15 protein-coding genes are annotated in these 15,793 nt (G+C 45.0%); 6 read left to right on the forward strand and 9 right to left on the reverse strand.

Annotated elements, in window-relative coordinates:
• Positions 1–249: 249 nt before the first annotated feature.
• A complete protein-coding gene (locus tag QT990_RS12480) occupies positions 250–2,301 on the reverse strand; it encodes an ABC transporter ATP-binding protein (RefSeq protein ID WP_333140365.1) in 2,052 nt (683 codons plus the stop codon).
• A 210-nt stretch (positions 2,302–2,511) separates the two neighbouring features.
• Here QT990_RS12480 and QT990_RS12485 point away from each other — a divergent pair, with 210 nt between their 5' ends.
• Positions 2,512–3,033, forward strand: a complete 522-nt coding sequence (locus tag QT990_RS12485) for a GNAT family N-acetyltransferase (protein ID WP_333140366.1) — start codon at positions 2,512–2,514, stop codon at positions 3,031–3,033.
• 70 nt (positions 3,034–3,103) lie between these two features.
• Here the strand turns inward: QT990_RS12485 and QT990_RS12490 are convergent, their stop codons facing one another.
• Positions 3,104–4,426, reverse strand: coding sequence for a tetratricopeptide repeat protein (locus QT990_RS12490; RefSeq protein ID WP_333300497.1), 1,323 nt, complete (start codon positions 4,424–4,426; stop codon positions 3,104–3,106).
• 33 nt (positions 4,427–4,459) lie between these two features.
• On the opposite strand from QT990_RS12490, the gene QT990_RS12495 reads away from it, so the two are divergent.
• The 4 genes from QT990_RS12495 to hisC all read left to right on the forward strand — a co-directional run bounded on the left by QT990_RS12495 (position 4,460) and on the right by hisC (position 8,763).
• On the forward strand, positions 4,460–5,719 hold the full coding sequence (locus QT990_RS12495) for an esterase-like activity of phytase family protein (RefSeq protein WP_333140370.1): 1,260 nt from the start codon (positions 4,460–4,462) through the stop codon (positions 5,717–5,719).
• 305 nt (positions 5,720–6,024) lie between these two features.
• Positions 6,025–6,879 (forward strand): alpha/beta hydrolase, encoded by an 855-nt coding sequence (locus QT990_RS12500; RefSeq protein WP_333140374.1) that lies wholly within the window; start codon positions 6,025–6,027, stop codon positions 6,877–6,879.
• Positions 6,876–7,589 (forward strand): glycerophosphodiester phosphodiesterase family protein, encoded by a 714-nt coding sequence (locus QT990_RS12505; protein WP_333140376.1) that lies wholly within the window; start codon positions 6,876–6,878, stop codon positions 7,587–7,589. Before QT990_RS12500 ends, QT990_RS12505 begins: the two co-directional genes overlap by 4 nt.
• A 127-nt stretch (positions 7,590–7,716) precedes the next feature.
• A complete protein-coding gene (gene hisC / locus QT990_RS12510; RefSeq protein WP_333140377.1) occupies positions 7,717–8,763 on the forward strand; it encodes a histidinol-phosphate transaminase in 1,047 nt (348 codons plus the stop codon).
• 90 nt (positions 8,764–8,853) lie between these two features.
• On the opposite strand, the gene QT990_RS12515 is transcribed toward hisC, so the two are convergent.
• The 7 genes from QT990_RS12515 to QT990_RS12545 form a co-directional block, all read right to left on the reverse strand.
• Entirely contained in the window at positions 8,854–9,321 is a 468-nt protein-coding gene (locus QT990_RS12515) for a type II toxin-antitoxin system VapC family toxin (protein ID WP_333140379.1), read from the reverse strand.
• Complete coding sequence (locus QT990_RS12520; protein ID WP_333140381.1) at positions 9,315–9,632, reverse strand: antitoxin family protein; 318 nt, start codon at positions 9,630–9,632, stop codon at positions 9,315–9,317. Before QT990_RS12520 ends, QT990_RS12515 begins: the two co-directional genes overlap by 7 nt.
• Before the next feature lie 46 nt (positions 9,633–9,678).
• Positions 9,679–10,479: a class I SAM-dependent methyltransferase gene (locus QT990_RS12525; protein ID WP_333140383.1), complete on the reverse strand. Its 801-nt coding sequence runs from the start codon at positions 10,477–10,479 to the stop codon at positions 9,679–9,681.
• 143 nt (positions 10,480–10,622) lie between these two features.
• On the reverse strand, positions 10,623–12,263 hold the full coding sequence (locus tag QT990_RS12530) for a 2-isopropylmalate synthase (protein WP_333140385.1): 1,641 nt from the start codon (positions 12,261–12,263) through the stop codon (positions 10,623–10,625).
• A 202-nt stretch (positions 12,264–12,465) separates the two neighbouring features.
• Positions 12,466–12,987 carry a LabA-like NYN domain-containing protein gene (locus QT990_RS12535; RefSeq protein WP_006633075.1) on the reverse strand — a complete coding sequence of 174 codons (522 nt, stop codon included), beginning with the start codon at positions 12,985–12,987 and terminating at the stop codon, positions 12,466–12,468.
• A gap of 338 nt (positions 12,988–13,325) precedes the next feature.
• Positions 13,326–13,976 (reverse strand): response regulator transcription factor, encoded by a 651-nt coding sequence (locus QT990_RS12540; protein WP_333105463.1) that lies wholly within the window; start codon positions 13,974–13,976, stop codon positions 13,326–13,328.
• Positions 13,977–14,625: 649 nt separating this feature from the next.
• Positions 14,626–15,051 (reverse strand): ferredoxin, encoded by a 426-nt coding sequence (locus tag QT990_RS12545; protein WP_333140387.1) that lies wholly within the window; start codon positions 15,049–15,051, stop codon positions 14,626–14,628.
• A gap of 423 nt (positions 15,052–15,474) precedes the next feature.
• On the opposite strand from QT990_RS12545, the gene groES reads away from it, so the two are divergent.
• Positions 15,475–15,786 carry a co-chaperone GroES gene (groES, locus tag QT990_RS12550; protein WP_006633072.1) on the forward strand — a complete coding sequence of 104 codons (312 nt, stop codon included), beginning with the start codon at positions 15,475–15,477 and terminating at the stop codon, positions 15,784–15,786.
• Positions 15,787–15,793 lie beyond the last annotated feature (7 nt).

Consider the following 15,793-nt stretch of genomic DNA (forward strand, 5'->3'; position numbering starts at 1 on the left):
GGTTTTGAGTTGAGTGACCAAGCGAAAAGATACGCTTGCTGTGCGTAAGTCAATAAAAGAGAGTGGCGAGATCCCTTGAATCAGGTTCAAGGGGATATCGGACAATCTTATGAGTCAATAAGCCTGTCCATAATGCACTATCTTTTTTGAGCTTCAGCGGCTTCAATGCTTTTACAATCAAGGTTCCAGAGCCGTTGTCACCCCTTAAGAAAAATCCTCTTCCTGCCTTATTCCTTATTCCTTTTGCGGTTAACTACCCAGCATTTGCAACTTGTACAAACTGGCATATAAACCTTCTTGCTGCAACAACTCTTCGTGGCTGCCCGACTCTACTAACTGCCCGCGTTTGATCACTAAAATACGATCGACATTTCGGATAGTCGAGAGCCTGTGGGCAATAATTATCGCCGTTCTGTCCGCCATCAAACGCTCTAGAGCTTCTTGAATTAAAGCTTCCGTCCCCACATCCAAACTAGCAGTTGCCTCGTCTAGAACTAAGATACTGGGATTGCGAATAGCGGCGCGAGCAAAGGCTAATAATTGCTTTTGTCCCCCCGAAAGATTGGTTCCCCGTTCCCGCAATTGCGTATCATAACCTTGAGGCAACTGTTCGATTAAACGGGCAACATTTGTCTTTTCTGCTGCTGCTTGAATTTCCTCAATCGAGTAACTTTCTCCCAAGCTGATATTGCTCTTCACGTCACCAGCAAATAGAAAGCCATCTTGGATAATCACGCCTATGTGCCTCCGCAACTCTGCTTGAGGCAAATCGCGAATATCCACATGATTAACCAGAATCCGTCCTCGCGTCGGCTCGTAAAGGCGGCACAGGAGACGGATAATCGAACTTTTGCCCGCACCGGTAGGGCCGACTAATGCTACTTTTTCGCCGGATTTGATGGTGAAATTGAGGTTTTGCAGGACATATTCGTCTTGTTTGTAAGCAAACCACACGTTGTCAAATTGGATTTCTCCCGATTCTGAATTCTGCGATTTGGCATTTTCTCCCCCCCTTAGCAAGGTGAGATTGGCGGGAGGTGATTGGGGATTGTTAGGCACTAAACGATATTCTGAACTTGCTGGATTTTGATGATTATCTGCCAATTCTCGATCGAACGGAGACAAGTTGTAAGCCGTTGCCTCTGGATGTCCAGTTATCAGCAACGGTGAATAACCTGCCCTTCTTCCTTCTTCCCTCTTCCCTCTTTCTTCTTCCTTCTTCCCTCTTCCTTCTTCCCTCTTCCCGCTGGTTGGATCTTTAATTTCAATCGGTTCGTTGAGAATATCGCTAATCCGTTCCACAGCGGTAAACCCTGCTTGAATTGCTGTGAATTTCTCGGCAAATTGCCGCAGCGGATCGAAGAGACGCTGAGCAAATAAAATGAATGCAGAGAGAGTACCGAAGTTAAGATTACCCGCTAAAACCCTTTGACCCCCCATCCACAAAACGGCTGCAATCGCTACTAAAGCAATCCATTCTAATGTCGCAGATACGGCTGAGTCGTAAAATATAGTTTTGTCAACTGCTTTAATGTACCGTTTATTGGTGACACGAAACAATTCTGAGTTGAATCTTTCGCGGCGGAATAGCTGCACTACGCCAATACCAGTCAGGTTTTCTTGCAGTTGGGCGTTGAGATCGGAAAGTTCTTCTCTGGTAGTGTAATTGGCTAGGCGATATTGATACTGGAAATAAACTATGACTGCGGTAATTGGGATCATCATCAGCACTAACATTAAAGCTAGTTGCCACTGCATGGTAAACATGAAAATGGCAATTACTAAAATTGAAAATAAATCGCTGACAATGCCGATCGCCCCTGAAGAAAAAACCTCTCCCAAAGCTTCTACATCGCTGGTGAGGCGAGTCATCAGTTTACCGACAGGAGTGCGATCGAAAAATCTCACTGCTAGCGATGTGACGTGGGCGAACAAATCATTTCTAATATCTGTAGTAATTATTTGCCCTACTTTCGTGACTAAATAGCCTTGAACTGATTGCAGTGCTAATCTAAGTGTTATAGTTAGCATGAGCAAAATAGCCAAAATATTCAATGCAGCAGATAGAGGCACTCCCCGCAAGAATTCGTAAGTAGGTTCCGAGCGAATTACCGAAATTGCCTGTCCGATGAGAATGGGTTGAATTGCTCCTGAGACTGCTAGCGGTACTAATAGTGCGATCGCAATAATCAGCAAGCGTTTGCTGCGGGTTGCGTAAGATGCCAACCTCATGAATAACCGCCAGTCTGTTTCCTGGCCGGATTTGTTTTTGGTGTCTGCTACTGGTGAGGAAATAGTCATTGATGGCAAAAACTGTACAATATATCTAGTTAATAATTGTAACAAATAGAATCAATATTTGACACTAATATCAGTAACCGGCAAGATGCCTGTTTCACAAAGAGTGTTTTCTTGTAACAGTAGGTTGGGTTGAGGAACGAAACCCAACTAAAATGTTTGTAGCCCGCCAAAGTGGTACTATAATCTAATGTTAAAGGTTATACTGTCATCATGCAAGAAATAGAGACAGCCCGATTGTATCTGAGACAATTTACGCCAGACGACTTAGATGAGCTGTACCGCATCTACAGTGATGCAGAAATAATGAAATACTTGAGAGGAGTTAAAACTAGAGAAGAAACAGAAATCGCCCTTCATACCATGCTCAAAAGTTGGGAAGAAAACAACTTCGGAATGTGGGCTTTAGTACATAAAATAGACCGTAAAATGATTGGTCGCTGCGGACTGAATTTTCTGGAGAAGACACCGGAAGTTCAGCTAGGCTATGCCCTCGACAAAGTTTATTGGAATCAAGGATTGGCGACAGAAGCATCTTTGGCTAGTCTAAACTATGGATTTCAAATATTAAATTTGGAGAGAATAGTTGCGATCGCCCTCCCAGAAAATATAACCTCCCAGCGGCTGATGCAGAAAGTTGGCATGAAATATGAAAAAAATGCTCATTATTACGAAACTGATGTAGTATATTATTCTCTCTCGCGAGAAAGTTACCAGTCAAAAGTAGTTTTGTAGGGTGCGCTAGGCGCACCTTACTGCATTTAAATTACTCGCATCGCAAATTGGCATTCTTGTCGGCTGACAACTACGAAGTTCTTTGCAATTGCTTGTTAACTTTTTGAATTTTCTTAGCAAAATACTCTTGTCTGTGTCCCAATCTTTTAGCCACGTCCAACCCTTTTTGATAGGATTCCAAAGCTTTATCGTAAGCCTTCATCTCTTGATAAACTTGACCGATATTGTCATAAGTGTTCATCAATCCGTAGAAATTGTAAGCCCGCTCTTCTAACAGCAACTGCATTTGATAAATCCGCAAAGTAGGCTCCCACTGCTTTTGCGATCGATAAAGTAAAGCTAATTTATCCAAAGCTTCGCTAGCTTGGGCATACTGTTGAATTGGGACGGCTAAATTGTAGGCTTCCTGATAGTATTGAGCTGCTAAATTGATTTGACCTATTGTTTGGTAATCGCTGGCGATCGCAATTTTGAGCGGTGGTATAGCGCTGGGATTTTGTAAGTTAAGATACACTGAGGCTAGTTTTTCCCTAGCTGCGATCGCCTTTAGGGGTTGTTTCGACTGTTGGTAAACATAGGCCAACTGTCTCAGAGTATCTACCTCAGTTGGAGGAGTTACAGGCTGCGGCGGCGCGCCGTTTCCCGCCACAACAGCAGAATTTTGCACAGCAGAATTAGCAGCAAATAAAGCGCGGTTTTCCTGAATTAAAGTAGCCAATTCCTCATACACGGGAGCAGCTTTATCGTAACTCAACCAATTGATGTGAATAAGCCCGATAGCCTTCAAAATCTGACCTTGGGCCAATATATCTTGGTTTTGGCGCGCATTTTCGAGAATTTCTTGGTAAACTTCTACAGTCGGGCCTTTAGCGCGCACCTGCTGAAAAGCCGCAGCGAAGGCGGGTAGCAACTCAGTATTAAGTGGTACTTGCGATTTGACTTCTTTTTGAATTGCTTGCAACCGTTTGGTAATAAGCTGTAGTTCGAGGTTTTTACCGTTACTCCAAGCAACACTTCCCACCCGACTCAAAGCAGCAATTTCCGCCGCCGGGCCCAGATACCTCCGCAGCCGCAATTCTCGGAACCAAATTTCAAAAGCACCCGCGCCGTCTCCAGCTTGCAGTTTAGTCGCTGCTTCTAAGTTTAACTCTTCCAAAGCCGCTGTCAGTTCATCCCGCTGAGTGCTGCTCAAAGATTCAGTGGCGGGAGTGAGGGGATCGGGTGTGGTAATTTCTAGAGGATTAGGAGAAAATTGATCGAGGGCTGGTGGATTAGTTTGGGCGCTAGCAATAGAACCAGCACACAGCCACAGGAAAAGCAAGCACCCAATTGGTACAGAACTTCTCATTCTAAAAATTTGGTTGCCGCGATTCGGCATTTCTTCTGGAAACATCAAGTTTTGCATATCTACAAAACGGTATAAATTATGTCACAAAGATGGCACAAAAGTAAACAGTTCAACAAGAGCAACAAAATAAATGTCACCGTGCTGAGCAATTATTGGCATTTAAAGACGCTGGGCGAGCGTATTTTACGCTTATTTAGTCTAGCCCTTATTCTCTTAACTGTTTGCACAGCTTGCGCCCCGCCTCCCGCAGTTGCAAAAGACCGCTCTTTTCCAGAATTGTCCCTCGAATTTTTGGGCGAGTACGAATTGCCAAAAACCAATTTTGAAGGAGTACCAGTCGGCGGTTTGTCAGGAATTACCTACGATCCCAAAGGTATTAGTGCAGTCACTTCCAAAGCTTATCGCTTTTACGCTCTCTCCGACGACCCCAGCGAAAACGGAGAAGCGAGATTTTACAGTCTCCGACTCGACCTCACATCAAGTGACCCAGCAAATATTCGCCTGAAAAAAGTTACCGTTGACGGCGTTACATCCCTCAAAAAAGCAGACGGTGAAACCTTCTCTTGGGGTTCCATAAATCCCGAAGGCATCGCCCTTTCTCCCCGCAATTCAATATTTGTCGCCAGCGAAGGCGTTACTCATGTGGGCATCCCTCCTTTTCTCGGAGAATTTGACCTCAAAACCGGGCAAATGCGGGGAAATTTGCCGATACCAAAGCGCTATATTCCCGATGCCGGCGATGAAAAACAGCAGCAAGGAGTGGTGGACAATTTAGGTTTTGAATCTTTAACCATCGACCCAGAAACCTTTAGTCCAGGCGGTCTAGATCCGTTTCGTTTGTTCGCAGCTACGGAAGCGCCGTTAATGCAAGATTTAGACCCGGAACAGGCAAGCAAACTCCGTATTTTACATTATGTCATCGTCGATAAAACGCCGCAATTAGTATCGGAAAATCTTTACATCCTCGACCAAGTTCCCATGACTATTTTGAACGGTTTAACAGAATTAGTAACTGTCGGTGGCGGTCAGATTCTGAGTTTAGAACGTTCTTTTGGGCTGTCGGGATACAGCGCTAGGATTTATCAACTAGCGGTTGGGGCGGCTACAGATACTTCGAGAATCCAGAGTTTTAAAGGGCGAGTGGCGGTCGAACCTGTTAAGAAAAAGTTGCTGCTAGACTTAAGCGAACTCGGAATTCCGCTGTACAATTTAGAAGGGATGACCCTCGGCCCGCGCTTGCCAGATGGCAGCCAGAGTATAGTTTTGGTCAGCGATGACAATTTTGATGAAGCGCAGAAAACTCAGTTTATCTTGTTGAGTTTGAAGGGCAAAGGTTAAGTCAGAAGGGCGGGCTAGAAGCCCACCCCACCCCACAAGAAGATTTATTGTTTGTGAAACAGGCATCTTGCCTGTTTCTCAAAACAGTACAATAAAATTCACTCCTTGTGGAACAGGCATCTTGCGCGGGCTAGAAGCCCACCCCACCCCACAAGAAGATTTATTGTTTGTGAAACAGGCAAGATGCCTGTTTCTCAAAACAGTACAATAAAATTCACTCTTTGTGGAACAGGCATCTTGCCTGTTCCTAAAAATAGTATAAATGAGGTGAAACCCAATTTGTCCAATCATAAAAAAACCTAATTATGCCCACTCGTAATACTTTGCAATTACCAGAAATCGAACTTTCCTATCTAGAATGGCAGCCAGAAACAGGTATCGAAAAAGTTCCCCGTTTGCTGCTGCTGCACGGTTTAGCAGATAGTGCGTGTGTCTGGACTAACTTGGGCAATTACTTGTCCAACCGCTATCATATTGTAGCGCCAGATATGCGCGGTCACGGAGAGAGTAGCAAACCCAAAATAGGCTATACTTTTGAAAGTGCGATCGCAGATTTAGAAGCTTTGATGGTACATCTCCACTGGCCAGACGCCCACATTTTAGGACATTCTTGGACGGGCAAACTAGCACCGATTTGGGCGAGGCAAAATCCCCATCGCTTTTGCAGTATGATTTTAGTAGACCCCATCTTCATCACAAAAATGCCCGCCGCGATGAAACTCACCCTGCCAATTGTTTACCGAAAATTAGACTGTCTCAAATGTGTGGGCCCGTTTGCGACTTTATCCCAAGCAGAAGCAGCAGCCAAACAATCGGGAGAATACGCAGATTGGAGTGACTTGCAGCAAATGGTATTCCAACAGCAAATCGAAGAAAAATCCGACGGAAGTTGGGGCAGTAAATTTGCAATTGCAGCCAGAAATCAGATATTTACAGAAGTGATGAAAGTTGCCGGTTTAACTGAAAATATTGATATCCCGACTTTGTTTGTACAGCCGGAAAAAGGCGTAAATCGCATGGATTGGCAAATGCAGCCATACAAGAGATACTTGAAAAATCTTACCGTTGCAAAAGTACCGGGGAATCACTGGTCTTTTTTGACTCAACCGGAAACTTTTAATCAAACTGTGGCAGATTTTTTAGAGGGCACAAGACAGTGAATTTAGAAATTATCGCACATCGGGGATTTTCGGCGATCGCCCCGGAGAATACTTTAGCAGCTTTTGAACTGGCGATCGCCCGTGGAGCTCATTCGATCGAATTTGACATCCAGCTATCCGCCGACAACGTACCAGTGATTTTTCACGACGCCACATTAGATAGAATCACTGGAGTTTCTGGCAAAGTTAGGGAAACAACTCTGTCCCAATTGCAGACACTTAATGCGGGAAAATGGTTTAGCGATGAATTTTCACAACAAAAAATTCCTACCTTAAAAGAATCATTAGCTATCCTCAAAAATGTTGACAAATTTCTTTACTTTGATGTCAAACCTCACTGCGAGTGGTCTAATGCAGATGTCGCGGATTTTGTCAATACTTTGAAGGGCGAAGAAATCCAACATAAATGCGTTATTACTTCCTTTAACGATGGATTTCTGGAACAAGTGCGGCGGCTATCTGGCGATTTGGCGATCGGACATATTGTTGCTAATCTAGAAGCATACAAAACTCAATTTGCTCAAGCTGTAGCCCATCAGGATAATTTGATTAGCAGTCTGTATCGCGTGTTGCTGGAAAACCCCGCACTGATTCAAGAAACCCGGAGTCAGGGAGTTGACATTGTGGCCTGGACGGTGGACGATCGAGCGGATATGCAAAAGTTACTTGATTTGGGTATAACGCGGATAGTCACTAATTGTTTGATATAATTTGTTTAACTTGATATCTTGCACCATTATTAAGAACGGGCAAGATGCCCGTTCCACAAAACTCAATATATCTTGCACCCTTATCAAGAACGGGCAAGATGCCCGTTCCACAAAACTCAATTAATAGATGAATTATTTTCGCAAAAGCATCCACGAAATGTCTGGCTATGTGCCGGGGGAACAGCCACCGCTAGGCACAAAAATTATTAAACTAAATTCTAATGAAAATCCCTATCCGCCTTCTCCCAAAGCCTTAAAAGTGCTTCAGGAAATAGACGGAGAAATGCTGCGGCGCTATCCAGATCCAACTGGCAAAGTTTTCCGCATTGCTGCTAGTAAAATTTTTGGAGTTGCTGACGATTGGATTATTGTAGGTAACGGCAGCGACGATTTATTAAACTTGATAGTTCGCGCTGTGGGCGAATCCGGGAAACAGATTGTTTGTCCGGCGCCTACTTATGTATTGTACCGCACTTTGGCAGAAATTCAAGATGCAGAATTTGTCGAAGTTCCTTATCCCGACGACTACAAGTTACCAGTTGATTTGTTAATCGCAGCCCAGGGTGCAGTGACATTTGTAGCTTCGCCAAACAGTCCATCGGGAACAGCCATATCTGTTGCAGATTTGGAGACACTCGCTAAAGAGTTATCGGGCATTCTTGTGATAGACGAAGCTTATGTAGATTTCGCAGAAGAAAATGCTTTGAACTTGACAAAAAAGTACAGTAATGTTATAGTTTTGAGGACGCTTTCCAAAGGTTATTCCCTAGCAGGATTGAGGCTGGGTTTTGGCATAGCAAATCCGGCGCTGCTGGCAGAATTAAATAAAATCAAAGACAGCTATAATGTGGATGCTTTAGCTTATGCAGTGGGGGCGGCTGCGATCGCAGATCAATACCACAAAATAGCCAACGCCGAAAAGATTAAGGCTTCGCGAGCAAAACTAGCCCTTAGCTTCAAGGAATTAGGCTTTGACGTTTGGCCCTCGCAAACCAACTTTTTGTTAGTTAGGCCACCAAACGGCGATGCAGAAAGGATTTATCAAACACTGAAAGTACGGGGAATATTGATTCGATACTTCAATCAGCCACGATTAGAAGACAAATTGCGGATTAGTGTAGGTACTGAGGAACAAAATCAGATATTGGTTAAAACTTTGAAAGAAATTCTCTAAATAACGATCGCACTCAAATTAGTTTCTAGTGAGGAATGCAAGTCCTCTGATTTTTATGAGGACTTGCATTCCTCACTAGACATAGCTTGATTACGGATAATTATTAGGATTATCAATAGCTAACCCTTCTGAATGAGCAATATTCAGCAATCGATTGTCCGCCGAAACAAAAATTAGTTGAGTTTCTGGCACCGACATGAGCAGAGTTTTAACGTACATACCAGACGCCAACTGCACAGCATCATAAGCGCGCAAAGGGTATTGCACAACCAATTGACCTGCACTTTCAATCAACGCTTGGTCAACTTCAATGATTCGATACTTGGTCTCGAATTCATTGCGAAACTTTTGCAAAATTATGTCAAGTTCACCAGCAGACATACTCCCCTCCCGCTGACGACGCGACAAGGCGCTGTGTAACTCCACCCATGTAATCTGGCTAATAGTTAAATCGTTATTTGCAGCCACATCAGTAATCGATTGAATCCAATTACTCCCTGTTTCAGGCACGTAACGTTTGACCAAAGCACTGGTATCTAGAAAATAAGTATTTACCACGGGCCACGATCCTCTATAACTATTTCAGAGACAGGTGTCCCCGGCCTTCCCTTCAGTTCTTCAAACAGTTCGCGCCATTTCTCTTCACGTCGTGCTAATTCAACAGGATCGAGCTTACCCTGCTTATTTGGCAAACGCATCAATCCTCGTACATCCATCAACTTAATCGCTTTTTCGCGATCGCCCTTGAGTTCTTCCGGCGACACTTCCGCTACAATTGTGATTTGCACAGTTTCCCCATCATTCAATGACAAAGGACTCAAGGGACGAAAAACCCCGTTTTCGTACACAGCAGCAATAGTTTCTGGCATAATTAGCCTCTTAATTAAATGCTTTCACTTATTGTACTTCTTTTAATTACTTCGTTGCCACCACAGCCAAATTCCAAGCCAAGCGCTTCATCAAAGGCAACTTCTTCAAAAAGCCATCCAACCCTTCCAATCGAGAGTATTCCGGTTTCAATCTCTCTTGTTCAATGATAATCTTTTTCCAATAACGCTCCTCATTAGGATGCACTTTTTCTATCAAATAAAAGCGTAAAAAAATCCACAGCGATGTCAGCCAAAACGTATCATAAGCCGTCTCCGAAAACAAAGACTTGACAAAATTTACAATATTAATATCCAAAGGAGTTTCATCCTCCGTCCGCACCTCAGTCGCCATTCTGCGGTAAACATTAATCACCGGATTGTGCTTCATCGGGTCCCAAAAACAAGCTTTGCCACCCGGTTTTAGCACCCGGTGCATTTCGCGAATTGCCTTTTCAGGTTCCGGCAAATGGTGCAGCAAATTAGAAGCGTAAACAATATCAAAACTGTTGTCCGGGAAATCCAGCGCCATTGCATTCACCGTGCAGCCCTCTATTTTGACGCCGTTTTTCTCAGCCAATTTCAGAGCAACTTCTACCATGCCCTGAGAATAGTCAGCCGCCACACAATCTGCGCCTTTTTTAGCAAAATAAACGCTATTTTCTCCCGCGCCGCAGCCTAAATCTAACAGGCGTTTACCCGTAATATCGCCCATTTGCTGGACGATAAATCTATTTTCTGGGGCGGTGCAAGCTTCAAAGTAATCATTAACTCGAATGCCGTCAATATCGATCGTAGATGCCCAAGCATCGTGGAATTGCCGCTCTTTTTTTAAAGTTTCGTCTTGCATTTTTCAAGAGTTGGTTATTGGTAAAAAAAATTAATTTTAAACCGCAGATGAACGCGGATTAACGCAGATTTATTTAGATATATCTGCTGTTATGTGCGTTCGTCTGCGGTTTGTTTCAAGAAAAATTGCTGACAAGAAATTTATCAGCGCTGTGCTTTTGCAACAACTTGATTTCCGATCGAAGTTGGCTGTTCTGAGGATTTTTCCGTAGTATGCTGCAATGCCTGATACAGGCGATTTAAAGCGCTGATGTATGCTTCTGCGGAGGCTACGATAATGTCGGTATTTGCCGAGTGACCGGAAAATACTTTGCCTTCGTGGCGCAAGCGAATTGTTACTTCGCCGATCGCATCTATTCCCGCTGTCACCGACTGTACAGAAAACTCGATCAACTCGTTCGGTACGTTTACCACCCGGTTAATTGCCCTGTAAATCGCATCCACCGGCCCCGTGCCGATCGCAGCATCTGTCAATTCTTCGCCCGCCGGATTCCGCACAGTGACAGTTGCTGTCGGGCGAGATTTGTCGCCGCAGGAAACTTGCACCAATTCTAACCGGAAAAGTTCCGGTGCTTGGTGCACTTCGTTATTGGCGATCGCCTCTAAATCCCAATCAGTAATCTCTTTTTTCTTGTCCGCTAAATCTTTAAACTTGACAAAAGCCTTATTTAGCTCATCGTCGGCCATTTCAAAACCCAACTCTTTCAAGCGAGTGTGGAAAGCGTGGCGCCCCGACAATTTACCCAGCACGATTTGATTTTCAGTTAAGCCGATCGACTCAGCGTCCATAATCTCGTATGTCCGCTTATTTTTGAGCACTCCGTCTTGGTGAATTCCCGACTCGTGAGCGAAAGCATTTGCCCCGACAATCGCCTTATTTGGCTGCACCAACATCCCCGTCAAAGTGGAAACCAAGCGGGAAGTTTTGTAAATTTGGCGCGAGTCAATATTTGTCAGCGGTTCCTCAGAATCCGCAGGCCTGCCCAAGAACGGATTATAATATTGGCGTCGCACGTAAAGCGCCATTACCAACTCTTCCAGAGCTGCATTTCCCGCCCGTTCGCCAATCCCGTTAATCGTGCATTCTAACTGTCTGGCGCCATTTTTCACAGCTTCCAAAAAGTTAGCAACAGCCAATCCTAAGTCATTGTGACCGTGAACCGAAATAATTGCCCGATCGATATTCGGCACATTTTCCTTAATTCCGCGAATCAAAGCCCCAAACTCGCTCGGAGTCGTGTAGCCGACAGTATCGGGAATATTAACAGTAGTCGCACCCGCTGCGATCGCCCGTTCTAGAACCTGATACAAAAACTCCGGTTCCGATCGACAAGCATCTTCCGGCGAAAACTCCACATCATCCACAAAAGACTTAGCGTAAGCCACCATTTCCGGCACAATTTCCAGAACCTCAGCCCGCGTCTTTTTCAGCTTATGCTCCAAGTGGATATCAGACGTAGCCAGAAACGTATGAATTCGCGAATTTACGGCGGGTTTCAGAGCCTCGGCTGCTGTTTTTATATCCTCCTTTCTCGCCCGTGCTAAACCGCAAATTGTCGGCCCATCTTCCGTGCCCACCGAGCGGGCTATTTTTTGGACTGCCTCGAAATCTCCCGTGCTGGTGAAAGGGAAACCCGCTTCAATCACATCTACGCCCAATCTCGCTAACTGGCGGGCAATAGTCAGCTTTTCATCCACATTCAGAGATGCACCCGGAGATTGTTCTCCGTCCCGCAAAGTCGTATCGAAAATAATAATCCGGTCTTGACTTGGTTGAGTTTTCATAGCTCTAAAAAAGTGTTTTCCTGATTTTTACTTGTCCCCTGTTCTGGGCAATTAGTCCCCAGTCACCAGTCCCGTGTTTCGCGCCAATAACGAATAATTAATAACCCATAACCCATAACTACTGACTAATGACTGCTGACTAATGACTAATGACTAATGACTAATGACTAATGACTAATAACTAATGACTAATGACTAATGACTAATAATCCATTTTCTCGATATGTTCCCTAATTTCATTTAGGTCTATATACCTATCTGTAGCATTTCGTAACTCTCTCGCAATCATTCCTTCGGTTGATACCACAGTAATATGAGTATTTTTCGATCGCAGCAGCTCGATCGCCCGCTCAAAATCCCCATCCCCGCTAAAAAGTACAACTTGGTCGTACTGATCCACCGTATTAAACATATCAACCACAATCTCAATGTCTAAATTAGCCTTTTGAGAATATCTGCCCGAAGCATCGTCGTAATATTCCTTAAGAATCTTAGTGCGAACCGTGTAACCCAGACTGATCAAGGCATCTCGAAATCCCCTTTGATCTTGGGGGTCTTTTAGACCCGTATACCAGAAAGCATTGATCAAGATGACATTCGGCTGCGAAGTTTTGAAATATTCGAGCACCCTGCGAGGATCAAAAAACCAACCGTTCTTTTGTTGAGCGTAGAACATATTGTTCCCGTCCACAAAAATAGAAAGGCGGTTCATTAAGTTTGTCATAGAAACTTAGACCTAATAATTGTAGAAAGAAGTTAATCTAAATATCACATTTTAGCAACATGGAGCTAACTGAGGCAATAGATTAGACTTCAGAAAACTCCATCTCCCCAGTATTTCATATTTTCGGCTCTACCGCCAGAGGGTTCTTTTAACCCTGCTTGCATTTGAGCGAGGGGCCCTCACAAACTATACGCCTAGTAACTCAATACCGGCTGCCGTGTCAAGGTTAATGGCGCATTCAAACTACCGCGCCCACCGCCCTACCGCCAAGCAGGCATACGCCCAGCGCATAGCAGTAGATTTTGCTCCCCTGATTTCATAGCGCAGACTACCTCCGCTTAAGCCTTTTTGCTTTCAAGAGCCCAGCGAGCTAACTCTGTCCGGTTGTGCAGACCTGTTTTGCCCAGCATATTGCTGACGTGGCTTTCGATAGTCCGCTGGCTGACATTCATCACGTCTGCGATCTGGCGGTTTGCCATACCCTGCGCTAGCAACTGTACCACCTTTAACTCAGTGGGAGTCAATTCGACATTGCGGCGCGCCTTAATTTTTGTGCCACTCTCTATACCGGGATTTGAGTGGCGAATCAAGCGGGAGGCAGCTTTCAGAGAAGATTCCACTTGGGCTACCAGTTCTTCTGGTTCAAAAGGCTTGACTATATAAACGTCAGCCCCAGTGCTCAAGCCTTTTACTCGGTCTGAACTTTGACCTTTTGCGGACAAGAAAAGAACCGGAATCCAGCTAGTGCGAGGGTCTTCTCTGATGTGTTTGACTAAAGTGTAGCCGTCCATTTCCGGCATCATCACATCGCAGATAATCAAGTCGGGAACTTCTTGTTCTAGTTTTTCCAGAGCGTCTCTGCCGTTTTCTGCTGTAATGACGTTGTAACCCCGAAACTCCAAGTAGTCCTTGACGAGCAAGATCAAGTTCGGGTCATCGTCAACCAGCATCAGCCGTTTTTGCTCTCCTGAATTATTGTCCTTTGTCATGTTTATTCCCGCTAAAGTATCCCGCACACTTCCTTGTTTTCACTTCTGTTTTTTCGGTCAGTCCCCCGCCACCCGGCTGGGAGTGGAGGACGACGATCGACTGAAGGGATGGCGGTGAGGGAAAGCGGGGCGGGTATTACCGCTTTCCAACCTATAATTGACTGCTGTTTGTGAGTGTCTTACGACCTGGAATGCAGCCCAAACCTGTAATGGACGATCGCCCTGTCAATATCTGCCTTGATTGATTGGAGATTCCGTAACAGAGCCCAAGTTAAATATTTAATCTCGATCGGTTCAATTTCAGGTTAATGCCCCGGTTTAAAATGATACTTCTGATATAGAGAAATTTAAGCAGACTCCCTACTTACGTATTTAACTGTTTCTAGTGTAGTTTGGCAACCTGCTTAGTGTCGGCCACTGAGAAATTTTTGCACAAAATTTCACAGTTCCTCCAAGGGATTTTTTTTACTGTACCTTTTGAGAAACACAAGGAACACGGGAAGCCGCACCAGGAAGACAAGAACCTAAATACAGTTTTATTGAGCTGTAGCAGGTGCGATCGCCCGGACGCCCAACCGTCTAAATTTCTCACCCTTAACCTTGAAACTTAACATTTAATTATAACCCTGTACTTTAAACAGCGCTATACTTAAATGTTTTGCTGTGCATCAGAAGGCACAGGCAAAGGATGAGTTAAGAAAGCGTATTCTTGAACGACCTTTGAGTTGAGGAGATGTTCCTGAATAATTCTCTCAATGACGGGGGGAGTAACGTCGCGATACCACACTCCGTCTGGATAGACTACCATAATCGGGCCAGACGCGCACACTCGCAGGCAATTGGCTTTGGTGCGAAAGACGCAGGCTGGTCGAGTGGCACTTGGCTTGTCGAGTCCCAATTCTTGCAAGCGTTTTTTTAAGTAATTCCACGCCTCCAGACTGGTTTGCCGATCGCAGCACTTGGGCACGGTTTGGTCGGCACAGATAAAAATATGTCGCTCGATTTGAGCGATTCCCAGGCTTTGGACGCAAGCGCTCAAGCCTTGGCTGCAAGATTCCTCGTTATGTTCGGTCATTGTATTCATCAATCAAAAGTAATTGGTTAGCGATCGAAAGTCATCATCACAGCCCCCACTCCCTCCCGTCTCAAGGGTAGGTTTTTTACTATTCAGAAATTGAGGGCAAGCAAGAGGCAAGTTTTAAAGGCATAACCAGTCGAAATCCGGGCTTTTTCGCTTCTGGCTCTCTCCCCCTCTCCCTCTCTCCCTCTCCCTCTCTCCCCCTCTCCCTCTCTCCCTCTCTCCCCCTCTCCTTGCCTCCTACTCATTTTCGGTTCGGGAACCCGTACTGACAACTAAGTTGCGATCGCCCCTGACTAAAGCTAAATTAGCACTCAGGAGTCGAGAGTGCTAATATGTCAGTTGTAAGTAGTCCGCTGTTGCTTTCATCGTGACCCCTGACGACTGACTCACGACAATCTGTAATCTGGAGATTTATTTATGGCAGCAGTATCACTGAGTGTTTCTACCGTTAAACCGTTAGGCGAGCGCGTGTTCGTGAAAGTAAGCGCTAGCGAAGAAAAAACCGCCGGCGGCATCCTTCTGCCCGACACAGCTAAGGAAAAGCCCCAAGTAGGCGAAGTCGCGGCCGTGGGCCCCGGCAAGCGCAATGACGACGGCAGCCGCACTGAAATGGAAGTCAAAGTCGGCGACAAAGTTCTCTACTCGAAGTACGCCGGCACCGACATCAAACTCGGCACAGACGAATACGTCTTGCTTGCAGAAAAAGACATTCTGGCGATCGTTAACTAATTAATCA

It is taken from the genome of Microcoleus sp. T3_B1 (assembly GCF_036700445.1).
Taxonomy (GTDB): domain Bacteria; phylum Cyanobacteriota; class Cyanobacteriia; order Cyanobacteriales; family Microcoleaceae; genus Microcoleus.